Here is a 23,686-nt window from a genome sequence, read left to right as displayed (position 1 = left end):
AGGAGCAGCGATGATGAAATGGTTCGGAACGGCGCGCTTTATCGAGGCGGGGCCCGCGGCGGGCGAAGCGCAGGGCAATGCAGATGCGGCGCAGCCTGCGGTGGTGTTCGAAAACGTCGGCAAGACTTATGCGCCAGGCGTGCAGGCGGCGCTAGCGGGCGTCGACTTGCAGGTGGCGCGCGGCGAAGTGTTCGGCATCATCGGGCGCAGCGGTGCGGGCAAGTCCACGCTGCTGCGACTCGTGAACGGGCTCGAAAAGCCCACGAGCGGCGGCGTGCGCGTGAACGGCGTGGACGTGGGCGCACTCGACGAGCGCGCTCTGGTGGCGCTGCGGCGGCGCATCGGCATGGTGTTCCAGCACTTCAATCTGCTTTCCGCCAAGACCGTGCACGACAACATCGCACTGCCGCTGAAAATCGCGGGTGTGCCGAAGGCCGACATCGAGGCGCGCGTGAACGTGCTGCTCGATCTCGTCGGCTTGAGCGAACGACGCGACGCGTGGCCCGCGCGCCTTTCCGGTGGCCAGAAGCAGCGCGTGGGCATTGCACGCGCGCTCGTGCACGAGCCCGATATCCTTCTGTGCGACGAGGCGACGTCCGCGCTCGACCCGGAAACCACGCGCGCCATACTCGCGCTGCTGCGCGATATCAACCGGCGGCTCGGCGTCACGATCGTGCTCATCACGCACGAGATGGAGGTGATACGCGACGTTTGCGACACGGTTGCGGTGATCGAGCGCGGAGAGGTGGTTGAGCAGGGGCCCGTGTGGCGCGTGTTCGGCGATCCCCGGCACGAAGCGACGCGCGCGCTCTTGCACACGCCCGGCCACGAGTTGCCCGACGATCTGGCGGCGCGTATTCACGCTGAACCGCAAGCGGGCGCGCACGCACTGTTCGACGTGCGCTTCACCGGCGACGAGGTGCAAGAGCCCGACCTCGCCACGCTCGCACAGGCGTTCGGCGCGCAGGGCGTGCGTTTCGTGCATGGCGGTATCGAGCGGATCCAGGGGCGTGCGCAAGGGCGGCTAGTTGTTACCGCGCCGGCGCAGAACGCCGCCGAGGCCGCATCCCTCGCCGAGCGCGCGCGTGGCCATGCGAGCCGCGTGGAGGTGCTGGGCTATGTCTGACGTGTGGATCACCGAACTCCTCGCAGGCATACGAGACACATTGCTGATGGTCGGCGTATCGGCGATATTCGCACTCCTGATCGGCATTCCGATCGCGCTGCTGCTCGTCACGACCGCGCGCGGCGGCATCCTGGAGCGGCCCGCGCTCAACACCACGCTGGGCGCGCTCGTCAATGCGTTCCGCTCCACGCCCTTCATCATCCTGCTGGTCGCGCTGCTGCCGCTCACGCGCTTCCTTGTTGGTACGACGATCGGCGTGTGGGCCGCCGTGGTGCCGCTTTCCATTGCGGCCATTCCGTTCTTCGCGCGCGTGGCCGAGGTGAGCTTGCGCGAAGTCGATCGCGGTTTGATCGAGGCGGCCCAGGCCATGGGCGCGCAGCGCCGCCATATCGTCTGGCATGTGCTGTTGCCCGAGGCGCTGCCCGGCATGCTCGGCGGCTTCACGATCACCGTGGTGGCGATGATCGGCTCCTCGGCGATGGCAGGCGCCGTCGGCGCGGGTGGTCTCGGCGATCTCGCGATACGCTACGGCTATCAACGCTTCGACACGACGGTCATGGTCACCGTGATCGTGCTGCTGATTGCGATCGTCGCGGTGGTGCAGTTCACGGGCGACGCGCTGGTGCGGCGTCTTTTGCGGCGAACCTGAGCGGCGCGAGCCGTTCGACATGACGCGCGCAGCCCGCTTGCTGCGCGCTTCGCTTTTCGGGCATCACATTCGGGAACTATGGGTATGAACGAAGCACAGCGCCCACGCGGGCAGGAACAGGACGCGCGTTTCGCCGCGCTGCTCGAAGCGCTGCGCGCGAACGCGGCGCAACGCGATCTCGCAGGCGGTCACGCGGGCGCCGAAAAGCAGCGCATTGCCGACGCCGGGCTGCTCACGCTCGCCGTGCCGCGCGAATTCGGCGGGCAGTTCGGTCGGGATGGCGTGCGCTGGAGCGAGATCTACGCGACGATCCGCGCGCTTGCTCGCGTCGACAGCGCGCTTGCGCATCTGCTCGGCTTTCAGTGCCTGCAGATTGCGAGCGTCGCATTGTGGGGCAGCGCCGCGCAGCGCGCGAACTGGCTGCAAGGCACCGTCGAGTATCGCTGGTGGTGGGGCAATGCCGTGAATCCCATCGACACGCGGCTCGTCGCGCAGCCGGACAGGGAAGGCGGCTGGCGTCTGCATGGCAGGAAGGGATTCTGTTCGGGGACCTACGGTTCGCAGATGATGACCGTGAGCGCGCACGATCCTGCCACGGGCAGCCCGGTGTTCGCGGTCGTGCCCACCACGCGCGCCGGGATCACGGTGCACGACGACTGGGACCCGATTGGCCAGCGTCAGACCGATAGCGGCACGGTGTCGTTCGAGAATGTGGCAGTGCGCGCCGCCGAAGTGCTGCAGCGTCCCGACACGCCGCGCGCCACGCTGCGCACGCTGGTCTCGCAAGGTGTGCTGACGAATCTGTTCGTGGGCCTCGCCGAAGGCGCGCTCGAGGAAGCGCGCGCCTACGTGCTCGCGAACGGCCGCCCGTGGGTCAATTCGGGCGTGCAGCACGTGGCCGACGACCCGTTCCTGCAGCAGCGCTTCGGCGAAATGCGCGTGCAGTCGCTCGCGGCGGCGGTGCTGGCCGATCGTGCGGGCGCGCTGCTCGACGCCGCATGGGACGAAGGCGAGGCGTTGAGCACGATTACGCGCGCCGAAGTCTCGCTCGCGATTTCGGAGGCGAAGATCGTCGCGCATCGCGCCGCGCTTCAGGGCGGCGAGCAGCTTTTCGAGGCATGCGGCGCGCGCGCCACGGGCGCGGCGCTCGCGCTCGACCGTTTCTGGCGCAATGCGCGCGTGCATACGCTGCACGATCCGCTCGACTATCGCCTGCGCGACGTGGGCCGCTATACGCTCTTGAGAGAAGTGCCGCAGCCGACGCTGTACACTTGAGGGCCCGATCGCGTCACGTGCCGCGACGCGTCAACCCTTGAGGATGGAAGCGTTGGAATTCCGACTACCGACCACGGCAACGGCGCCGTTCTGCCCGTCCGAAGTGCAGGGCAGCATCGAGTTTTCGCCGCGCGCGCCGTTCTGGAAGAAGTTCTGGCAATTCGCGGGCCCCGGCCTGCTGGTGTCGATCGGCTACATGGACCCGGGCAACTGGGCGACCGACATCGAGGCGGGCTCGCGCTTCGGTTACAGCCTGTTGTTCGTGGTCGTGCTCTCGAGCCTCGCGGCGATCGCGCTGCAATGCCTTTCCATGCGTCTTGGCATCGTCACGCAGCGCGATCTCGCGGAGCTTTCGCGCGAGCGCTATTCGAGGCCCGTGGTGCTCGGCCAGTGGGTGCTCGCCGAACTTTCGATCATCGCCTGCGATCTTGCGGAGGTGCTGGGCGGCGCGCTTGCGTTCCACCTGCTGCTGGGCTGCTCGCTGATGGTGGGCGTGGTGCTCACGGCCTTCGATACGCTCATCGTGCTGGGCTTGAAGGGCAAGAATTTCCGCTCGCTCGAGGCGATCATGGCCGGGCTTATCGCCACGATAGGTTTGGGCTATGTGATCCAGCTCGCGCTCGTGAAGCCGCACTGGCCCTCGGTATTCGCGGGCGCGGTGCCGTCGTGGCACGCCATTTCCTCGGCGGAGCCGCTGTATCTGGCGATCGGCATTCTCGGCGCGACCATCATGCCGCACAACCTCTACCTGCATTCGTCGATCGTGCAGACGCGCGCCGTCAAGCGCGACCGTGCGAGCCTCGCGCAGGCCATCGGCCTGTCGCGCCTCGACACGATCGTCTCGCTGCTGATCGCGCTGCTCATCAACGCGGCCATCCTGATACTGGCCGCGGCGGCCTTTCACGCCAACGGGCACACCCAGGTCACCGATATCGAACAGGCCTACAAGCTGCTCGCCCCGATCGTCGGCACGGGCGCGGCGGCGGTGCTGTTCGCGATCACGCTGCTTGCTTCCGGGCAAAGCTCGACGTTCACGGGTACCGTGGCGGGCCAGGTCATCATGGAAGGCTTCCTAAGGATGAAGATTCCATGCTACCAGCGGCGACTCATTACGCGCGTGCTCGCGCTGATTCCCGCGTTCGCGGGCGTCGCGCTGCTCGGCAACGGCGCGGTGGGCAAGCTGCTGGTGGCAAGCCAGGTGGTGCTGAGTCTGCAGCTGCCGTTCGCGCTGTGGCCGCTCATTCGCATGACGAACGATCGTGCGCTGATGGGCGAGTTCGTGAACCGGCTGCCCACGCGGTTGCTGGCGTGGTTCCTGTTCGTCGTGATCTCGGCGGCGAACCTGTGGCTCGTCTGGCAGACGTTCAGCGGAAGCTAAAGAAGGGAAAGGTGTAACAGGCGCGCGCCATGCAGGCGGCAAGCAAAGGCGGCAATCAGAAAGCGCTTCGCCGTCCGGTGCGCTCAGGCACCGGACGGGTTCGCGTCTTGGTCTCGCGTCCGGTTAGTCCGGATCTGCTCTCCTACGCTTACGCAGCCTCGGCAATGCCATCCGATGTTACAACTACCGGAAGGTCGCTCTCGGTCTGCTCGGCGCCCCGTCGCGCTGCAGCCGCCTTTTTCGTCTTGCCGGCTCGCGAAGGAGGCTGGCATGCGCCGCACACGACGTTGTGCTGAAGGTCGTGGCGATGCGCGACGAACTTACCGCCGCAACGGCAGCAAGGCGTCAACTGCAGAATATCGGCATCGAAAAATCGCACCAGGGTCCACGCACGCGTGAGGTCGAGCGCCGGCTCGGCCCCGCTGTGGCGGCAGTGTTCCAGATACAGCCGGAACCCCTTGGTGAGCGCGTCGAGATGCGAGCAACGCGCTTCGTTCTTGAGGAACAGGTACGTGTTATAGAACAGCGAGGCGTGGATGTTGGCCAGCCACGTCATGTACCAGTCCGCCGAGAACGGCAGCATACCTTTGGGCGGCGATACGCCACGGATCTCGCGATACAGGCGGATCATGCGGTCGCGCGAGAGCGTGAGTTCGCTTTCGAGCACCTGCATGCGTGCGCCCAGCTCGATCAGTGCGATCGCGCGGAATACTTCCTGAGCGTCTTCGGTGAGGCTGCGCCGCGTAGTCATGGACGTCACCCTCAGGCGAATTGACCAGCCGGCTGTCCCGCAAGCAGGATGGCCGCATGGGTAGCCGCCACGTCGGCATGCCTGGAAGTCTGCGTGAGCGCGGACAACATCGCATGATCGTCGAAGCGGAAAAAACAGAGAAGTTGGTCGGAAGAGGCCAACCTGACGATCTGCGCGAGCGACAGAGCGCCAAGCAGATCGGCCAGTTCCGACGACAGTCCCAGTCGGAACATGCCGACTGGCTTGTCCTCGCGCAGCATGCGCTGTGCGAGCATCAGATACGACAAATTAATTTCGCGGATAGATTCCAGCGTCTCGCTGCTGCGGTCCATTTCTCTAGTTTCCGAAGCCCCGAATTTAACCCCCCGGCTTTTTCGCCGTTGTATCTTTTCTGGTCTTGTGGTCGATCTTCGCTCTTTGGCTCGATCTGACTCTTTGATACAGGTTGTTACATCTCGTAACAACCTTGGAGGGAATTGTATGAGGGCTTATCTCAGAAATCAATCCCTCGGATCAAAAATAATCGTACTGTTGTAAATTATTTTCGGTAAGTTTTGCTGCAATTTGATATCGGGCTGGCGACACGCCCCCGCGACACTGACCGGGGCGCTTAAACAGCCCGTAGCACCTTGGTTTATCAGGGTTTTTGCCAGATCGACGGTGCCTGCGCAACGAATCGCCGAAGGACGAAAAAGGCCGCCCGGTGGAATAAACGTTTAGAAAGGAGTTGGGTTGACAGGTAAAAAATACGGCACTGCGGATTAATACCTATGACTATTGAGTTTGTAACAGGTGTTTCGACCCTGACGACCTGTAACAGGGCAATGTGTAACTGAGATGTTACGAGTGCAGACGGTGGGACACACCGTTGGTTTCTGGAAAATATGCGGGCTGGATATTGCGCGAAGATCGCACTTGTGAAACGTTTGCGAGTCGCTGTCGAGACGCATCCGGGTGAGGCGGTTTTTTTGCCGCTTCAGGTCAGCCAGGGCACTGCTTCGATGAGGGCTGCGCCCAGTAAACAGACCGGCCCGCGCGCCGACGATACGCGGGTGAAGGGCAGCCTGGCGATTTCAAAGTCGTTGTCGATAACCATCGCACCTTCTATACCGTATACAGCGACTGCCGATGTGCCAATTATATCATGACGTGATATAACTGAAATAATCAAGGCGGCATTGCGGGCATGGCGCGTTCGCCCGCCCGGCGCCGGGAATCATCGGGGGAGGGATCATGGCCTCGTTCAACAGGATTCTGCTGTGTTACGACGCAACGCGCGAAGGCCGCCGGGCTTTGCGTGAGGGTGCCGACCTTGCACGCGAATGCCACGCGCAAACGCATTTGCTGGCCGTGCTCGACCAGGCGCCGCTGCAATGGGGGACGGACATCGCGTCCGCCGTGCCGTTCGAAGCCGCGGAGGAAGCGGCGCGCGAGATTCTGCGTGACGGGGTGGCGTGCCTGCAGGACAAGGGGCTCGTGGCAACCGGGCACTTCGTGGTGGGCCGGCCGATCGACGTGATCGCAAGCTACTGCGCGGAACTCCAGCCCGACCTTATCGTGGTGGCGCACCACCGGCGCGGACCGCTCAAGCGCTGGTGGGATGGGCGCGACGACCGCCTGCTGCTCGACCGCGTGTCGTGCAGCGTGCTGGTCGTTACCGCGGCGGACCCGGAGCCCGCGAAAGCGGCGGCCTGAGCCGCCGCCACGACGCCCGAACTGCAGGGCAGCGCTGCGCCGTTCAGGCGCTCGGTTCGCCAAGAATCGGCGTGCGCTTGACTTCGGAGATGTAAAGCAGGATCAGCGAGACCCACACGATGCCGTAAAGCAGCATGAAGCAGCTCGAACGGATCTTGAGCCAGTCGAGCAGGATGCCGAACAGGATCGGCAGCAGAAAGCCGCCCAGGCCGCCTGCCAGCCCGACGATGCCGGTCACGACGCCCATGTTGGTGGGGAAGTCGTCGGCCACGTATTTGAACGTCGAGGCCATGCCAAACGCGAACACCGCGCCCAGCACGAAGGCCACGGCAACGAAGCCGAACACCGGCATGCTGATATGCAGCGCCGCCTGGCCGTCGATCGTGTGGATCACGAAGTCGGTGGGCGGGTACGAGAGAATGAAGAGACAGATCCACGCCACCCACAGGCCCCACCACGTGACGGTGTGCGCGCCGAGCTTGTCGGCGAGCACGCCGCCCACGGCGCGCAGGATCGAGCCCGGCAGCGAAAAGCCCGCGGCGAAGGCCGAAGCCATCACGAGCGACATGCCGTATTCGGCCTTCAGGTATTGCGGAATCCACAGCGAGAGCGCCGTGAAGCCGCCGAAGGTGATCGAGTAGTACTGGCATAGCCGCCACACGCGCGGGTCCGCCAGCACCTTGAACGAGTCGAGCAGCGAGCCGCCCGACTTGCCGGCGCCCGGATCGCGCGCCGAACCGAGCCAGAAAATCACGGCGGTCACGACCAGCGCGACGGCGTAGACGCGCGGCACGAAGCGCCAGCCGTAGAGGTTCTCCAGCTGCGGCGTGACGAACAGATTGACGGCGGCGCCCACCGTGCCCGCGCCGAAAAAGCCCATGGCGAAGCCGCGCTGGCTGGGCGGGAAAAAGCGCGCCACATACGGCGTACCCACCGCAAACGAGGCGCCCACGCAACCGAGAAAGAGCCCGATGAGCAGGAATTGCCACAGCTCGCTCGCGTAACTGACGACGTACACGGGCACGGCGCAGACCACGAGCAGCGTGGTCATGACGATGCGTCCGCCAAAGCGGTCGGTCCACGCGCCGAGCGGCAGGCGCATGAGCGCGCCCGTCAGCACGGGCGTGGCAGTGAGCAGGCCGAACTCCGTGCTGTTGAGCTGGAGCTCCTCGCGCAGCTGCACGCCCAGCACGCCGAACATCATCCACACCACGAAACACACGAGAAACGCGAGCGTGCTGACGAGCAGGACGGACCATGCCTTCGCGCCGACTTTCTCGGGTTGGGCTGCGCTCGCTACGGGGCGCGCCGGTTCGCTACGCAGATTCATGTTGCCTCCATCGCATGGGGGTGCACGTCGACTTCACTGGACGAGCGGGCTCGTCGCGGCTTCCAGCGCCGCGTTTTCGAGCGTCGCTTCGGAAGCCAGGATCGATACGTACTGCTGGATGGCCTTATGGCGCACGCGTTCGCTGAGAAAGCGTGCGATGTCGCCCGAGACTTCGTCGTAGGGCACCGGATTGCCCGGTACGCGCTGGTCCACGCGCACGAGATGAAAGCCGAAGCGCGTGCGCACGAGACGCGGCAGCACGCCGATATCGGCGCAGTCGAACAGTGCCGCTTCGAATTCGGGCACCGTGTCGCCGCGCGTGAGCTGGCCGAGGCTGCCGCCCACGCCCGCCGACGGACAGTTCGAGAACTGGCGCGCCAGCGCCTCGAAGGTATCCGGCGCCTGCTGCAATTCGCGCAGCGTCTCTTCGGCCTTCTGACGCAGCAGCGCGAGCGGCACGCGGTCGGTAATGGCGAAGAGGATGTGGCTCGCGTACACGAGTTCGTTGCGCACGAAGCGCTTCGCGTGCTGCGTGTAGTAGCGCTCGCAGTCTTCGCGCGTGGGCTCGGGAACGCGTAGCTCGCGTTCCAGCAGCGCATCCATCGCGCTGTCGTCGAGTTCGGCGTCGGGCGCCAGCAGGTCCAGCGCCACGGCGCGCTGGCGCAGCAGTTCGTGCACGACGAGCGTGCGCCGCGCGGCGAGCGCGGGGTCCGGCTCGTCGGCGTGATTGCCGCGTTCGGCCTCGATCGCCGCGAGTCCGATCTCGACGTCGTTCACGCGGGCGGGCAGGCCTGGCTGGTCTTGATTGGGGACCGCATTCATCATCGATGGCGCTCCTGGTTCCGGTTGGTGCGATTTAGCGCTTGCGCACGAGCTGGTACGGACGGATCAGATAGAACACCGAAGCGATGCCGCTCCAGATATGCACCATGCGCGTGAAGGGCGAAACGAGGAAGATCGTGAAGCCGAGCGCGATATGGGTTTGATAGACGAGCGGCACGCCGTCGAGCAGCCCGGCGATATTGGGCCGGAACGTCACGACGCCTTTCACGTAATCGGTGAGCTGCTCGAACATCAGGCCGTCCATGTGGTGCGACGAGAGCACCACGGTCGCGAGGCCAAGCGCGAGCTGCACCCACAGCATGAACACGATGAGGATGTCCGACGCCTTGCTGTTCACGCGAATGCGCGTGTCGCCGAGCCGCCGCACGATCAGGATCGTGAGCCCGACGATGGCGAAGCTGCCGGCCACGCCGCCCGCGACCATGGCGAGCAACTGGTGCACGGTGGCCGAGATGAACGGCGCGACGAGCCAGTGCGGCGCGAGAAAGCCGACGAAGTGACCCATCACCACGACGAGAATGCCCCAGTGGAACAGGTTGCTGCCAAGGCGCAGCGCCCCGCGCCGCAGCAGTTGCGAGGAGTCGCTCTTCCACGTGTACTGCTCGCGGTCGAAGCGCACGAGCGAGCCGAACAGCAGCACCGCAAGGCAGATATACGGATAGATGCCGAACAGAAACTGATGGAAGTATTGGCCCATGACGGCTCCTTGCTTGCGGTGTTCGAACGGCGTACTTAGCTAGCGTGTTGCGGTGTTCAGCGCGGCGCGCGGCGCGGGTGGAACGCCACGGGCGCGACGGCCGGGCGCTCGGCGCCCATGAATTGCACGGGCTCGTCGGCCCAGGCCGCGTCGAGCGCCCGCAGATGCTCCTTGTCGTGCGGCTTGCCCGCGTCGTCGTCGTGCGCGGCCTCGGGCAGGTCGGCGCCGCCCGCGCCCGCGAGCGGCAGCAGCGCGCCGATCACATACGCGTAATGGCTGTTGCGCCGGCTCAGTTCGTCGGTGATCGACTGCAGGATCGCGACGGTTTCGCCCAGCAGCGCGCGCGCGTCGTTCGCCTCCAGAATCGAGAGGTATTCGAGAAACACGGGCAGGTAGTCGGGCAACTGGCCGGGCTGCAACAGCATGCCGTGCTTCTCGTAGGTCTGGACGAGGTCGATCATCGCCTGGCCGCGATCGCGCGACTCGCCGTGCACGTGCTCGAACAGATGCAGCGACGTTGCGCGGCCGCGGTCGAACAACGCGACGTAGTTCTCCTGCAGTGCGAGCAGATCGCGCGAACCGAGATAGTCGAGGAAGCGTTCGAGCTTCTCACGTGCATCGGCGCCGAACGCGCGCTCGCTGCGCACCATCGCGCGCAGTTCATGCACGGCCTCGATGAGCGGCGCATCGGGATACTCGAGCAGCGACGCAACGAGCCGGTACGTCATGGGCTGGGGACGAGCCGCGAACATGGTCAGATCTCCTGAATCGGAATCTTGCGATGCCCACTCTTCGGCGCGAACAGGCTCGCCTCCGATTTGCCGTCCGAGCAGCCGTTGCCGAACGTGAAGCCGCACGACGAACGCAAGTCGAAGGCGTCTTCCGCGTACTCGCGGTGCGTGGTGGGAATCACGAAGCGGTCTTCGTAGTTCGCGATCGCGAGATAGCGGTACATCTCCTCGACCTGGGCGAGCGAGAGCCCTGCTTGCGCGAGCACCTGCGGGGCGTCCACGCGGTCGACCTGGCGCGCGCGCATGAACGCGCGCATGGCGAGCAGACGCTCCAGCGCGACCTGCACCGGCTTTTCGTCGCCGGCGGTAAGCAGGTTCGCGAGGTAGCGCAGCGGAATGCGCAGCGAATGCACGTCGGGCAGCCAGCCGTTCATGCTGAGCTCGCCGCTATTGGCGGCCGCGTTGATGGGCGAGAGCGGCGGCACGTACCAGACCATCGGCAGCGTGCGGTACTCGGGGTGCAGCGGGAAGGCGATGCGCCAGTCGATCGCCATCTTGTACACGGGCGAGCGCTGCGCGCCGTCGATCCACGCCTGCGGAACGCCGTCGCGCGCGGCCTGCTCGATTACGGCGGGATCGAAAGGGTCGAGGAAGACGTCGAGCTGCGCCTGGTAGAGATCCTTTTCGTCGGCGACACTAGCGGCTTCCTGAATGCGGTCCGCATCGTAGAGCAGCACGCCCAGATAGCGGATGCGGCCCACGCAGGTTTCCGAGCACACGGTGGGTTGGCCCACCTCGATGCGCGGATAGCAGAAAATGCACTTCTCGGCCTTCCCGCTCTTCCAGTTGAAGTAGATCTTCTTGTACGGGCAGCCCGAAACGCACATGCGCCAGCCGCGGCACTTGTCCTGATCGATCAGCACGATGCCGTCTTCCTCGCGCTTGTAGATCGATCCGGAAGGGCACGCCGCCACGCACGCCGGGTTCAGGCAGTGCTCGCACAGGCGCGGCAGATACATCATGAAGGTGTTCTCGAACTCGCCGTAGATCTCCTTCTGCACGTTCTCGAAGTTATAGTCTTTCGAACGCTTCTCGAACTCGCCGCCGAGAATTTCTTCCCAGTTCGGGCCCCACTCGATCTTCTCCATGCGCTCGCCGCTCACGAGCGAGCGCGGCCGCGCAACCGGCGTGGCCTTCGTGTTGCCCGCTTCCTGCAGATGCGCGTAGTCGAACGTGAAGGGCTCGTAGTAGTCGTCGATTTCCGGCAGATGCGGATTCGCGAAGATTTGCGCGAGCAGGCGCCACTTGCCGCCCAGACGCGGCTCGATCTGGCCATCGGCCTTGCGCACCCAGCCGCCGCGCCAGCGCTCCTGGTTCTCCCATTCCTTCGGGTAGCCGATGCCGGGCTTCGTCTCGACATTGTTGAACCACGCGTATTCCATCCCCTCGCGGCTCGTCCAGACGTTCTTGCAGGTGACCGAACACGTATGGCAGCCAATGCACTTGTCGAGGTTCAGCACCATCGCGATCTGCGCGCGCACTTTCATGAGCTTTCTCCTTCGCGGACGGCCGCAGTCACAGCGGCAGGCAAGGGACCAACGGGCGTTTCCTCGGCGTCGAGCCAGTCGACGTTCTTCATCTTGCGCACGATGAGGAATTCATCGCGATTCGAGCCGACCGTGCCGTAGTAGTTGAAGCCGTAAGCGAGCTGCGCATAGCCGCCGATCATGTGCGTGGGCTTGAGTGAAATACGCGTGACCGAGTTGTGAATGCCGCCGCGCGTGCCCGTAATTTCGGACCCAGGCGTATTCACGATCTTTTCCTGCGCGTGGTACATCATCACCATGCCGCGCGGAATACGCTGGCTCACCACGGCGCGCGCGCAAAGCGCGCCGTTCGCGTTGAAGCATTCGATCCAGTCGTTGTCGACCACGCCGATCTGCGCCGCGTCCTTTTCCGAAATCCACACGATCGGCCCGCCGCGCGAGAGCGTGAGCATCAGCAGGTTGTCGGTGTAGGTGCTGTGGATGCCCCACTTCTGGTGCGGCGTGATGAAGTTCAGCGCGAGTTCGGGGTTGCCGTTCGAGCGCGTGCCGGTCATCTTCTCGTAGCTGCCCGTGTCGATGGGCGGCTTGTACACGCACAGCGCCTCGCCGAACGCGCGCATCCACGCGTGGTCCTGGTAGAGCTGCTGGCGGCCGCTCAGCGTGCGCCATGGAATCAGCTCGTGCACGTTCGTATAACCCGCGTTGTACGACACGTGCTCCGACTCGATGCCGCTCCACGTCGGCGACGAAATGATCTTGCGCGGCTGCGCCTGGATATCGCGGAAACGGATCTTCTCGTCGGCGCGGGCTTCGGCGAGATGCGCGTGCTCGATGCCCGTGAACTTCGACAGCGCTTCCCACGCCTTCCTGGCGACCGCACCGTTGGTTTCGGGTGCGAGCGAGAGAATCGTTTCCGCGGCGTCGAGCGCGGTATCGATGCGCGGGCGGCCCTTTGCGTCGCCGGCGTCCTCGGACTGGTCGCGGTAGTTCAGCGCGCCGAGTTCGTGGACTTCTTCTTCCGTATTCCAGCTAATGCCCTTGCCGCCGTTGCCGAGCTTGTCCATCAGCGGCCCGAGCGAGGTGAAGCGGTGATAGGTCTCGGGGTAGTTGCGCTCGACTGTGACTACGCCCGGCATGGTCTTGCCTGGAACCGGCTCGCACTCGCCGCGCTTCCAGTCGTCCACGCCGAAGGGCTGGGCGAGTTCGCCCGCGGCATCGTGCGCGATGGGCGCGAGCACCACGTCGCGCTCCACGCCGAGATGGCCGACACTCAGCTCGGAAAAGCGCTTCGCGATCGCCTTGAAGATTTCCCAGTCGCTGCGCGCCTGCCACGCGGGGTCCACCGCGGCGGAAAGCGGGTGAATGAACGGGTGCATGTCGGACGTGTTCATGTCGTCCTTCTCGTACCACGTGGCCGTGGGCAGCACGATGTCCGAGTACATGCAGGTGGTGGACATGCGGAAGTCCAGCGTGCAGAGCAGGTCGAGCTTGCCTTGGGGCGCTTCCTCATGCCAGACGACTTCTTCGGGACGCGGCACGCCGTCCTTCACCACTTCCTCGCCTTGCACACCGTTCGTTGTGCCAAGCAGATGCTTGAGGAAGTACTCGTGCCCCTTGCCCGACGAGCCGAGCAGGTTCGAGCGCCATACGAACAAATTGCGCGGGAACACGGTGGGACTGTCGGGGTCCTCGCAGGCGAGCTTGAGGCTGCCGTCTTTCAGGCGGCGCGCGACTTCGGCGCCGGCCTTGGCGGGGTCTTCGAGCGAGCGCCCAAGCTCCAGCGGATTGCTCGTGAGTTGCGGAGCCGAAGGCAGCCAGCCCATGCGCTCGGCGCGCACGTTGTAGTCGATCGGCGCGCCGTGGTAGTCGGCCTTGTTCGCGAGTGGCGAAAGCAGGTCCGTGGGATTCATCGGATCGTAGCGCCACTGGTCGGTGTGCGCGTAGAAGAACGAGGTGGCGTTCATCTGGCGCGGCGGCCGGTTCCAGTCGAGCGCAAACGCGAGCGCAGTCCAGCCTGTTTGCGGGCGCAATTTTTCCTGGCCCACGTAATGCGACCAGCCGCCACCGGACTTGCCGACGCAGCCGCACATCACGAGCATGTTGATGATGGCGCGATACGCCATGTCCATGTGGAACCAGTGATTGATGCCCGCGCCGATGATCACCATCGAGCGGCCTTCGGTCTTGTCGGCGTTTTCGGCGAACTGGCGTGCGACGTTGATGACGTCTGCGCGCTTCACGCCCGTAATCGCTTCCTGCCACGCGGGCGTGTAGGGCACGTCGTCGTCGTAGCTGTGCGCGAGGTCCTTGCCGCCCAGGCCCTGGTCGAGCCCGTAGTTCGCCACGAACAGATCGTAGACGGTGGCGACGAGCCGCTCGCCGGCGGGCGTCGCCACGCGCCGCACGCCAATACGGCGGCTCAGCACCGGCCCGTGCGAGGTGTGCGGGAAGTGCGGATGCGCGACGTTGCCGAAGTAGGGGAACAGCACGTCCACCACATCGTCGTGCTTTTCCACCAGCGAGAGCGCGGGTTTGAGCGGCGCGCCATTGACGCCTTCCTCGCGCAGGTTCCACTTGCCGCGATCTGCGCCTTCCTGCTGGCCCCAGCGAAAGCCCACCGAGCCGAGCGGCACCGCGAACTCGTGGGTCGCGCTGTCGATCACCACGGTCTTCCACTCGGGATTGTTGTCCTGCGCGAGCGCGCCGTCGAAGTCGGAGGCGCGCAGATAGCGGTCGGGCACGTACTGGCCGTCGCGCTCGACGAGCGTGACGAGGCAGGACATGTCGGTGAACCGGCTGCAATAGTCGGCGAAATAGGCGCTCTTGCCGGCGAGGTGATACTCCTTGAGGATCACGTGGCCCATGGCGAGCGCGAGGGCCGCGTCGGTGCCCTGCTTGGGATGCAGCCAGATATCGCCGAACTTCGCGCCTTCGGCATAGTCGGGGAAGATCGACACGATCTTCGCGCCGCGATAGCGCGCTTCCACCATGAAGTGCGCGTCGGGCGTACGCGTTTGCGGTACGTTCGACCCCCACATCACGATGAACGACGAGTTGTACCAGTCGGCGGACTCGGGCACGTCGGTCTGCTCGCCCCATGTTTGCGGCGAGGCGGGCGGCAGGTCGCAGTACCAGTCGTAGAACGAGAGGCACACGCCGCCGATGAGCGAGAGATAGCGCGAACCGGCCGCGTACGAGACCATCGACATCGCGGGAATGGGCGAGAAGCCGATCACGCGATCGGGGCCGTGACGCTTGATGGTGTGCACGTTCGCTGCGGCCGCGATTTCCAGCACTTCGCTCCAGTCTGCCCGCACGAAGCCGCCAAGACCGCGCCGCGTTTGATAACTTTTGCGTGCGGCATCGTCGTCGACAATGGCGGCCCACGCGGCAACGGGGTCGAGCGTGCGGCGCTTCTCGCGCCACAGCTTCACGAGCGCGCTGCGCACGAGCGGATACTTGAGGCGATTGGCGCTGTAGAGGTACCACGAATACGATGCGCCGCGCGAGCAGCCGCGCGGTTCGTGGTTGGGCATGTCAGGGCGCGTGCGCGGGTAGTCGGTTTGCTGCGTTTCCCACGCGACAATGCCGCCCTTCACATAGATCTTCCACGAGCAGGAGCCCGTGCAATTCACGCCGTGTGTGGAGCGCACGATCTTGTCGTGCTGCCAGCGTGTGCGGTACGCCTCCTCCCATTTTCGGTCTTCGTCTGTGACGGCGCCGTGACCGTCTGCGAATTGTGTTCGTGCCGCCGTGAAGTAACGCAGACGATCCAGAAAATGGCTCATGGCATCTCCAGCTTGTGTGTGCGTCGGGGACACCCGTATTTAAAACAAGGAACATGAAGATGTAAAGGGGATGAATGTAATTGCTTTCGACGTATTTGAACGGATATATCGACTTTTCGCACTATTTGTCGGGCTGATGGCAAAACGTCGGTTATGCAAAATGCACGTTATCGCGCGGAAATGTTTGAAAACGATTCGTGTTTTAAAGTTTTCTGTCGATGAAGGAAATCCCCATGAATTCATGGGTGAATCGATCGGTAGAGCGGAGTGTGGCTTTCTCTCGATTGCATCATCGAGCTGGAAATGACGCGTAAATCAGGTGCAAAAGGACGCGCGATTTTTTGTAATTGATTGAGATTCGCGTCGATCTAATACTTTGCGGCGCGAAGAATGGCCGGATCGTTGCGTGCGCATGAATCTAGAATGATTATTCCCGCTCGTTTCACGCGCCCGACATATTATCCGGCGCACCCGGCGCACCCGGCGCACCCGGCGCACCCGGCGCGGCCGCCTTCCGCGCGTCAAGGCGCGTGATTGCGCAATGCCTGAGCGGTGTGCGGATCGGCGGGAAAGAACGCCTCGATGGCCAGTTCGGAAAGCGTGATGTCGACCGGTGTGCCGAACACAGTGGTCGTGCTGTAGAAAGCCAGTTCGCCAAGCACCGTGCGCACGCGTAGCGGTACGGCAATGTGATGCGCGATCGGCTCGGCGCTCGCGTTCGCTACGCCCGGCGGCGTGGGATACGCCGCGAGTTCCTCGTGCAGCGCGGCGAGCGCGGGGTCGCCGCTCGCGTCGATCTGACGTTGCAGGCGCGTGAGCAGATGCGCGCGCCACGCATGCCAGTTGACGATGCGCGGCGCCATGCCCTCGGGATGCAGCGAGAGCCGCAGCGCATTGATGGGCGCGGCGAGCAGCGCAGGCGAAGCGTCGCCGATGAGCGGCGCGAGCGCGCCATTCGTCGCGACGATATTCCAGTGGCGGTCCACGGCCACGGCGGGATAGGGCTCGTGACCGCGCAGCACGAGATCGACCGCCTCGCGTGCGGCGGCGAGCTGCGGGTCGTCGAGCGCTCGCTCGCGATAGAGCGGCGCATAGCCCGCCGCCACGAGCAGTGCGTTGCGCTCGCGCAGCGGCACATCGAGTTGCTCGGCCAGATGCATGACCATCTCGCGGCTCGGCAGCGCGCGGCCCGATTCGACGAAGCTCAGATGGCGCGTCGAAATCTCCGCTTCGGTGGCGAGCAGCAACTGGCTCATGCGCCGGCGCATGCGCCAGTCGCGCAGCATCTCGCCGACGCTGGGGCGCCCGGCGCCGGACGGCGCGGCGGGGAGGAGGGAAGCGAGCGTGTTCATGCTGGCGATTCTAGCGAAACGCGTGAGCAAGGCGATTACGTCTGAGGTAAAGAAGCGGCCGGCAACGGATATATGAAAACCTCGGGTTTACGCCCCTGCTGCATTCGTGGACGACGTTTACCGTGTGCCGCGCTATCGCCTAGAATAAAAATTCTCAGGACTGTGGCGTCGCGCAGAGGAGACTGCCATGAGGGAAACCGTTGCTGCTTATCTGCTCGGACCAGGCGTCATGTTGCTGGTGTGTGCGGCCATGTGGGCCGTGTCGCGCCGCAGCAGAGGCACGCTCGAAGCGCGCCTGACTCGCTGGCTCGACGCGCATCGGCCGCACGGCATGCATCACAAGCATTGAGCGTGCCAGCACTGCGTCGGTTTGCGCAATCGCTCGGGGGCATCGCGAACGAATCGCGGCACGGTGCGTCAGGCAAATTCCATAGCATTCCGAATCAACTCCCGAGTTAGTTCGTTTCGCTCCAGCGCATGGCACGCCATTCCGCGTGCCGCCTCGTCTGCCACTGCCGCCTCACGTCGAGGGAACTGAGCGTGCGCCCCGCGGTCATTCCGATATTGCATACCGGAGCCCTCCATGACCCGTCCCGCCGATTCCTTCATCATCTTCATCGCCCGCATCGCGCTCGCCATTCTGTTTCTGTGGGGCGGTGCCATGAAGCTGCTGGGATACGCGGGGTTCGTCGGCTACCTGCACTCGAAGGGCGTGCCGTATGCCTCGTACGGTGCGATCGTCGCAACCGCCGTCGAATTGCTCGGCGGCATTGCGATCGTGCTGGGCGTGCGCACGCGCGCGGTTGCGTTCCTGCTGGCCGTGTACGCTATCGTCACGGCGATACTCGGCCATGACTTCTGGAACATGACCCAGGCCGCGGCGCAACAGGAGGCGGTCATTCATTTCTGGAAGAACGTGGCGATTGCGGGCGGTTTCCTGCTGCTGACCGTGACGGGCGCGGGACGTGCTTCCATTGATGGCCTGCGCGCGCCGCGCGGCGGCGGCCTGCGCGGCTGACGCCTTCGCGTGGCGAGGCGCGAGTGTCGAATTGCAACCACCGGGCAACCGGGTGTAGAGGGAGCAGGCCTTGATACAGAACTTCGACTTCAACGTGGCAGGCAAGACCGGGCAGTTCTGCGCGAGTCTTGCGGAAGACGGCACGCGGCGCGTGTTCATCAGCGAGGCGGATACCGCGAAGACGCTGGTGATCCTCGACGCCTCCGGGCTCATCGGCACGCTCAAGGCCGAGCTCGAGGAGCCCGACCAGCTGATCGCTCACGCCATCCGCAAGGCACAGAACGATGGCTTGATCGCCCGCGCAATCGACTCCGGCGCGATCCAGGAAGCGTCGCTGTAGTGCCGCACGCCGGCTCGCGGTTGTCTCAGCGAGATTCCGATTCGTTCACCCGCGCCGGCGCGGCGTGGCGCACGCCCGCATGCGCCGGCTCTGTCCTCACGAACCAGGCCAGCCCGGCCGCCGTGAGCAGGAGCGCCGTCGAGACCGCGGTTTCCGCGCGCAGGCCGGCCACCACCTGCGCCGCGCCCGCCCCGCCCGCGAGCGCGCCGAACGCCGCCACCCCCACCGCACCGCCCGCCTGACGCGCCGTATTGAGCAGCGCCGAGGCCGTCCCTGCACGCGCCGGCTCCACCGAGGAGAGCACGGCCGTTGTCATCGCCGGTACCGCCAGGCCCATGCCGGAGGGAATCAGCAGGAAGGCGAGCAGCACGAAGGCGAGCGGCGTCGAGGCGTCCACGCCGATCAAGAGCGCGTAGCCGACCCCCGCGATCAGCGCGCCGATGATCATCGGCCGGCGCGTGCCGTAATGCGCCACCACATGGCCGCTCACGAGGTTCGAGAGCAGGAAGCCGCCGGTGAGCGGGATGAACGCGAGGCCCGCCTGCAACGGCGTCTCGCCTCGCGCATGCTGAAGATAGAGCGCGAGCACGAACACCGTGCCGTAATAGGTGAGATTCACGCAGATACCGAACAGCACCGCCGCGCTGAACGTGCGGTTGCGCAGCATGCCGAGCGGCACCATGGGGTCGTGTGCGCGCGCTTCGAGCGAGACGAACGCAAGACCTGCGACGAGGGCGAGCGCGAAGCCGCCCGCCACCGCCCAGTGCGTGAAGCCGAGCGGCCGCCATTCGATCACGGCGCCCGTAAAGGCCGTGAGCGCCACGATGGCGAGCAGCTGGCCGCGCACGTCGAGGCTGCGCACGGCGGGCGCGCCGGCGGCGCTGGCATCGTGCGCAGGGCGGCGCGGCGCGGGAATCCACGCGAGCGCGGCCCACAGGCCTGCCGCGCACAGCGGCAGGTTCACGAGGAAAATGCTGCGCCAGCCGAACGCCGCGATCAGCAGACCGCCCGCCACCGGGCCGGCGGCGATCGAGATCGCGCCGGTGGCGGTCCAGAAACCCACTGCGCGCGCCCTGAGCGCCCGGTCGTGGCGGCATGCTTCGTTGAGCAGCGCAAGCGAATTGGGCAGCATGGCCGCCGCGCCCGCGCCCTGCAGCGCGCGGGCAGCGATCAGCATGACCGGATTGGCCGCGAGCCCGCAGGCCAGCGAGGCGAGCGCGAACACCACGAGCCCGATGGCGTAGAGGCGGCGCGCCCCGTAGCGGTCGCCGAGCACGCCGCCCGAGAGCATCAGCACGGCGAAGGCGAGCGTATAGGCGTCGACGATCCATTGCAGGCCCGCAACCTTCGCATGGAGATCGGTTGCAATGCGCGCGAGCGCGATATTGACGATGGTGACGTCGAGCTGCGTGACGACGAACCCGACGCTGACGGTCGCGACGATACGCGTGAGCGCGGGCGTGAAATGGACGGGGGTGGGGTGTGAGGTATTCATGCGCCCATGGTAGGGCGCTCGCCGGCTTCGACGTTTCAGCGCGAGGTGAAACATCGAAGCCGGCGGCAAAAAGGTGCCGGATCAGTGGCGGCCGTCCCGTGCGCATTCAGTGCGCACCGCGGCGCACTTACTCCTCCCGATGCGGGTCCTTGAAGAACAGCGTCGTGATCGCACCGAGCACGCAGATCGCGGCTACATAGTAGGTGGGCGCGAGCGGCGCCGACTTCATCAGCAGCGCGACGACGATCGGCGTGAGGCCGCCGAACACGGCGTACGCCACGTTGTACGAGAACGAGATGCCGGAGAAGCGCACCACGGGCGGGAACGCATTCACCATCACGTAGGGCACCGCGCCGATCGTGCCGACCAGCAGCCCGCAAAGCGCATAGAGCGGCATGAGCATCGAGCTGTCCACGGCGATCTGGCGGAACAGCGTGTAGTAGGCAATGGCGAGGGCAATGCCGCCGATGGCGAGCACGCGGCGCGCGCCGAAGCGGTCCGCCAGCGCGCCCGCGCTCACGCAGCCCACCGTGAGGAAGAGCGTCGCGACGCAGTTCGCGAGCAGCGACGTGGTGGCGTCGAGATGGAACTGCTTCTGCAGGAGCGGCGGCGTCATGAGAATCACGACGACGATGGCGGCCGAAAGCATCCACGTGAGCAGCATCGAGACGATCACGGCGCGGCCGTGATCGCGCAGCACGGCCTTGAGCGGGATTTCGTCGGCGAGCGACTTGCGCGCCTTCATCTCCGCGAACACGGGCGTTTCGTGCAGCCACTGGCGCAGATACACCGAGAACATGCCGAACAGTCCGCCAATCAGGAACGGGATGCGCCAGGCATAGGCGGCAATGTCGCCCGGGGCGTAGTGATGATTGACCGCCGCGGCGATCAGCGAGCCGAGCAGGATGCCGAACGTGAGGCCCGCCGTGAGCGTGCCGCATGCATAGCCGATATGGCGGCGCGGCACGTGCTCGGAGACGAACACCCAGGCGCCCGGCACCTCGCCGCCTACGGCCGCGCCTTGCAGCACGCGCAGCGCGAGCAGCAGCACGGGCGCGAGCACGCCGATCGTCGCGTAGGTGGGCAGGCAGCCCATGGCGAGCGTGGGCAGCGCCATCAGCAGCACGGAGAGCGTGAACATGCGCTTGCGGCCGAGCAGGTCGCCGAAGTGCGCCATGACGATGCCGCCGAGCGGCCGCGCGAGGTAGCCCGCCGCGAAGATGCCGAAAGTCTGCAGCTGGCGCAGCCAGTCGGGAATCGTTGCGGGGAAGAACAACTGGCCGATAGCCGGCGCGAAGAACACGAAGATGATGAAGTCGTAGAACTCGAGAGCGCCGCCGAGCGCGGCGAGCCCGAGCGTCTTGTAGTCGCTGCGGGTGAGCGCGCGCGCAGCGGCAGGCGTGCGCACGCCAATTTCTGTTGCTTGCATTTCCGAAAAACCAGGGTGTTGTTATGTACGACGTTGTATGTAGCGCGTGCGGAACGCGTGTGGACGTCCGTGATGGCCGAATTTGCCTGGTGCGCGCGTGGCGCGGGGGCGGCGGTCGTCGGATAGGCGGGCGCAAGGGTGGGGCACGGCAACAGCGCGTCCGCGAGGGTGGGCGGACGTGCGACGACTTCAGGCCAGAGCGCGATTCTACAGGAAGCCTGCGAGCTGCCAGACGCGTGGCCCGTCAGGACGCTCCCGCGCCGCCGTGGGAAAACGGTGAAGCGCTCTGGAATTCGGACTCGTCCGATGGGCAGATTTTGCACATATCCACAAAATTGCCCGGTTTCATCATCGATCCATCAGAGGCCCCACCATGCGCATCGCGATTCTCCAGCGCGACGCTGACCATCGCCAGCAGCTCGAGCGCGTGCTGACGCAATGCGGTCACGCCTGCGTTGCGTCCGGCGACGCACTCTTGCTTGCCAGGACGCTGGCCGCCTCGACCGTCGATATGCTCCTGCTCGACTGGCAGGGCTCGCAAATCGCCGGCGCGGAGCTGCTGAAAACCTTGCGGGCCGTGAACGGCAGCCAGATACCGGTGCTGTTCGTCTCGGAGGACGCTTCCGACGAGAACGTGGTCCGAGCGTTTTCTATCGGCGCCGACGACTACGTGTGCCTGCCGGTCTGTCCTTCGGTGCTGCGCGCGCGCGTGCACGCGCTCCTGCGCCGCGCGTTTCCCGACCGCTTCGAGAACCTGACGATCGACGCCGGCGCCTATCACTTCGACTTGCGGCATCAGGCGGTCAGCGTGCACGGCAAGCCTGTGCTGCTCTCGACCACGCAATACCGGCTGGCGGCGCTGTTCTTCTCGAATATCGGGCGCGTGCTCTCGCGCGATCACATCTACGCGATGGTGTGGGGGCGCGAGTTGCAGACCTTGACCCGCACGATCGACAGCCACGTGTCGCGGCTGCGTCTGCTGCTGGAGATCGACACGCCGAACGGCTTTCGGCTGCAGCCGGTCTACAAGAGCGGCTACCGGCTGCTGTGCCTGCAGGACGAACATGAGGCGCTCGCCGCCGAAGACGCGGAACTCGAGTCGGCTTGAGGCGAGGCGCTGCGATTCATTCTGTAGTTCGATAAAAAAAGACGGCGGCACGCATGGCGTGCCGCCGTCTTTTTTGTCTGGTGCGTCGCGCGCCGCGCGCGGCAACCTCAGCGCGCGAGGCCGAGTCCTTGCAGCACGGCGTTGCCTTCCGTCGTGAGGCGGATGCGCGGGTCACCGGCGTCGTCCTGCACTTGCTCGACGAGGCCGGCTTCCTTGAGCATCGGAATCTCCGGTTTGGCGTGCGCGTCGATCGGCGCATGCAGCAGCAACAGGAGGGTCGCAAGCTCGTGGTGGCTCAGCAACCGGCGCAACAAGGTGCGGCGAGCGGGCTTCGCGCCGGGCGTGGCCTCGCTGTCGACCTGACTGGTCGCCTGGATTTGCGGGTCTTGCTGTTTCACGGAACCTCCTGCAGCGTTCGTTTCTTCTAGGTGAAGCGATGATGCGGACGAAGACTTAAGCGATTCTTAAAACGCCCGCCGAAAATGTGTCAGCGCGCTACACGGCGCGCATCGATGTAAAAGGCTGTAATAGAAAGGGCGCGAAGGGCGCCGCGAAACGCCGCGCGACGGCGGCCCGGCAAAAACGGCCTGTCAAATGTTCAAGGCGCGCAGGTTTTACTCGCACCCTCGATCCACAGGTTCGAGGCGTGGCGTTTGCCGGCGTAATAGCGGTAGGTCGTCGCGCCGTTGTCGGTGCGAACCTTGATGACGTTCGAGTCGCCGAACTCGAGCATCTGGCCTTGCGGCAGCGGCGAAGTGGTGAAGCTGGCGCCGTGACGCGAGGCTTCGACGGTCAGGCACGAGATGACGTCCTGGACCGACCGGTTGGTTGTGGAATCGATGACCGGCTGACCGGCGTCCGGGTTGCTCTGAAACCACGCGCACGCGCCGAGCGTGAGCGAAAGGGCAAGGGGCACGGCAAGCTTCTTCATATTTCCCGGTATCCAACGAAATAGTCGATCATTATATCGGGAGCATGTGCCGTGCCACGGCGCCGACGCAAAATGCCGCAAAACTGTCACGCGCCGGGCATCGGTGTTGCGGCAGTGCGACGTGCGTGCGAAGCCCTACATACTGGCGCGCAAGAACCTACGGAGCGAGATAGACTATTTAAGGGGTGCCGTCTGGAAATCTG

At 65.2% G+C, this 23,686-nt stretch carries 22 protein-coding genes; 9 read left to right on the top strand and 13 right to left on the bottom strand.

The window, feature by feature from the left end; all coding sequences use genetic code 11:
• Window positions 1-10 precede the first annotated feature (10 nt).
• The 4 genes from AB4Y35_RS00535 (at window position 11) to AB4Y35_RS00520 (ending at window position 4,428) form a co-directional block, all read left to right on the top strand.
• The gene (locus AB4Y35_RS00535; RefSeq protein ID WP_368702944.1) at window positions 11-1,126 is read left to right on the top strand and encodes a methionine ABC transporter ATP-binding protein; all 1,116 of its coding nucleotides are present in this window, start codon (window positions 11-13) and stop codon (window positions 1,124-1,126) included.
• Window positions 1,119-1,775 (top strand): methionine ABC transporter permease, encoded by a 657-nt coding sequence (locus AB4Y35_RS00530; protein ID WP_368695411.1) that lies wholly within the window; start codon window positions 1,119-1,121, stop codon window positions 1,773-1,775. Before AB4Y35_RS00535 ends, AB4Y35_RS00530 begins: the two co-directional genes overlap by 8 nt.
• Window positions 1,776-1,859: 84 nt before the next feature.
• The gene (locus AB4Y35_RS00525; RefSeq protein WP_368702943.1) at window positions 1,860-3,050 is read left to right on the top strand and encodes an acyl-CoA dehydrogenase family protein; all 1,191 of its coding nucleotides are present in this window, start codon (window positions 1,860-1,862) and stop codon (window positions 3,048-3,050) included.
• Window positions 3,051-3,102: 52 nt separating this feature from the next.
• A complete protein-coding gene (locus AB4Y35_RS00520) occupies window positions 3,103-4,428 on the top strand; it encodes an Nramp family divalent metal transporter (protein ID WP_368688553.1) in 1,326 nt (441 codons plus the stop codon).
• A gap of 148 nt (window positions 4,429-4,576) precedes the next feature.
• Here the strand turns inward: AB4Y35_RS00520 and flhC are convergent, their stop codons facing one another.
• Both flhC and flhD read right to left on the bottom strand, forming a co-directional pair.
• Complete coding sequence (gene flhC, locus AB4Y35_RS00515) at window positions 4,577-5,179, bottom strand: flagellar transcriptional regulator FlhC (protein ID WP_051481243.1); 603 nt, start codon at window positions 5,177-5,179, stop codon at window positions 4,577-4,579.
• Window positions 5,180-5,190: 11 nt separating this feature from the next.
• On the bottom strand, window positions 5,191-5,511 hold the full coding sequence (gene flhD / locus AB4Y35_RS00510) for a flagellar transcriptional regulator FlhD (RefSeq protein WP_042266670.1): 321 nt from the start codon (window positions 5,509-5,511) through the stop codon (window positions 5,191-5,193).
• A 901-nt stretch (window positions 5,512-6,412) separates the two neighbouring features.
• Here flhD and AB4Y35_RS00505 point away from each other — a divergent pair.
• Entirely contained in the window at window positions 6,413-6,874 is a 462-nt protein-coding gene (locus AB4Y35_RS00505) for a universal stress protein (protein WP_133187752.1), read from the top strand.
• A 43-nt stretch (window positions 6,875-6,917) separates the two neighbouring features.
• On the opposite strand, the gene AB4Y35_RS00500 is transcribed toward AB4Y35_RS00505, so the two are convergent.
• The 7 genes from AB4Y35_RS00500 to AB4Y35_RS00470 all read right to left on the bottom strand — a co-directional run bounded on the left by AB4Y35_RS00500 (window position 6,918) and on the right by AB4Y35_RS00470 (window position 17,162).
• The gene (locus tag AB4Y35_RS00500; RefSeq protein ID WP_368702942.1) at window positions 6,918-8,204 is read right to left on the bottom strand and encodes a nitrate/nitrite transporter; all 1,287 of its coding nucleotides are present in this window, start codon (window positions 8,202-8,204) and stop codon (window positions 6,918-6,920) included.
• Between the two features lie 33 nt (window positions 8,205-8,237).
• Window positions 8,238-9,026 carry a peptidylprolyl isomerase gene (locus AB4Y35_RS00495; RefSeq protein ID WP_368703809.1) on the bottom strand — a complete coding sequence of 263 codons (789 nt, stop codon included), beginning with the start codon at window positions 9,024-9,026 and terminating at the stop codon, window positions 8,238-8,240.
• A gap of 34 nt (window positions 9,027-9,060) precedes the next feature.
• A complete protein-coding gene (gene narI / locus AB4Y35_RS00490; RefSeq protein WP_368688550.1) occupies window positions 9,061-9,744 on the bottom strand; it encodes a respiratory nitrate reductase subunit gamma in 684 nt (227 codons plus the stop codon).
• A 56-nt stretch (window positions 9,745-9,800) separates the two neighbouring features.
• On the bottom strand, window positions 9,801-10,496 hold the full coding sequence (gene narJ, locus AB4Y35_RS00485; RefSeq protein ID WP_368702941.1) for a nitrate reductase molybdenum cofactor assembly chaperone: 696 nt from the start codon (window positions 10,494-10,496) through the stop codon (window positions 9,801-9,803).
• A gap of 2 nt (window positions 10,497-10,498) precedes the next feature.
• Complete coding sequence (gene narH / locus AB4Y35_RS00480) at window positions 10,499-12,022, bottom strand: nitrate reductase subunit beta (protein WP_028202631.1); 1,524 nt, start codon at window positions 12,020-12,022, stop codon at window positions 10,499-10,501.
• The gene (locus AB4Y35_RS00475) at window positions 12,019-15,810 is read right to left on the bottom strand and encodes a nitrate reductase subunit alpha (protein WP_368702940.1); all 3,792 of its coding nucleotides are present in this window, start codon (window positions 15,808-15,810) and stop codon (window positions 12,019-12,021) included. Before AB4Y35_RS00475 ends, narH begins: the two co-directional genes overlap by 4 nt.
• A 521-nt stretch (window positions 15,811-16,331) precedes the next feature.
• Complete coding sequence (locus tag AB4Y35_RS00470) at window positions 16,332-17,162, bottom strand: helix-turn-helix domain-containing protein (protein ID WP_368702939.1); 831 nt, start codon at window positions 17,160-17,162, stop codon at window positions 16,332-16,334.
• 187 nt (window positions 17,163-17,349) lie between these two features.
• Here AB4Y35_RS00470 and AB4Y35_RS00465 point away from each other — a divergent pair, with 187 nt between their 5' ends.
• The 3 genes from AB4Y35_RS00465 (at window position 17,350) to AB4Y35_RS00455 (ending at window position 18,520) form a co-directional block, all read left to right on the top strand.
• Window positions 17,350-17,511, top strand: a complete 162-nt coding sequence (locus AB4Y35_RS00465) for a hypothetical protein (RefSeq protein ID WP_165979491.1) — start codon at window positions 17,350-17,352, stop codon at window positions 17,509-17,511.
• Window positions 17,512-17,745: 234 nt separating this feature from the next.
• On the top strand, window positions 17,746-18,180 hold the full coding sequence (locus tag AB4Y35_RS00460; protein ID WP_368688546.1) for a DoxX family protein: 435 nt from the start codon (window positions 17,746-17,748) through the stop codon (window positions 18,178-18,180).
• Window positions 18,181-18,250: 70 nt separating this feature from the next.
• A complete protein-coding gene (locus tag AB4Y35_RS00455; protein ID WP_324160986.1) occupies window positions 18,251-18,520 on the top strand; it encodes a hypothetical protein in 270 nt (89 codons plus the stop codon).
• A gap of 25 nt (window positions 18,521-18,545) precedes the next feature.
• Here the strand turns inward: AB4Y35_RS00455 and AB4Y35_RS00450 are convergent, their stop codons facing one another.
• A complete protein-coding gene (locus AB4Y35_RS00450; protein WP_368702938.1) occupies window positions 18,546-20,015 on the bottom strand; it encodes an MFS transporter in 1,470 nt (489 codons plus the stop codon).
• Between the two features lie 127 nt (window positions 20,016-20,142).
• Window positions 20,143-21,444: an MFS transporter gene (locus tag AB4Y35_RS00445; protein ID WP_368702937.1), complete on the bottom strand. Its 1,302-nt coding sequence runs from the start codon at window positions 21,442-21,444 to the stop codon at window positions 20,143-20,145.
• Between the two features lie 373 nt (window positions 21,445-21,817).
• On the opposite strand from AB4Y35_RS00445, the gene AB4Y35_RS00440 reads away from it, so the two are divergent.
• Entirely contained in the window at window positions 21,818-22,552 is a 735-nt protein-coding gene (locus AB4Y35_RS00440; protein WP_368702936.1) for a response regulator transcription factor, read from the top strand.
• Between the two features lie 107 nt (window positions 22,553-22,659).
• Here the strand turns inward: AB4Y35_RS00440 and AB4Y35_RS00435 are convergent, their stop codons facing one another.
• Both AB4Y35_RS00435 and AB4Y35_RS00430 read right to left on the bottom strand, forming a co-directional pair.
• Window positions 22,660-22,929, bottom strand: a complete 270-nt coding sequence (locus AB4Y35_RS00435) for a hypothetical protein (RefSeq protein WP_368688721.1) — start codon at window positions 22,927-22,929, stop codon at window positions 22,660-22,662.
• A 221-nt stretch (window positions 22,930-23,150) separates the two neighbouring features.
• Entirely contained in the window at window positions 23,151-23,483 is a 333-nt protein-coding gene (locus tag AB4Y35_RS00430; protein ID WP_028202622.1) for a hypothetical protein, read from the bottom strand.
• Window positions 23,484-23,686 lie beyond the last annotated feature (203 nt).

Origin of the sequence: Paraburkholderia sp. EG286A (assembly GCF_040965375.1) — a bacterium.
In the GTDB taxonomy this organism is placed as follows: Bacteria; Pseudomonadota; Gammaproteobacteria; order Burkholderiales; family Burkholderiaceae; genus Paraburkholderia.
Note: the sequence above shows the minus strand (reverse complement) of the source record. Positions and strands in the feature narration are given on the sequence as shown.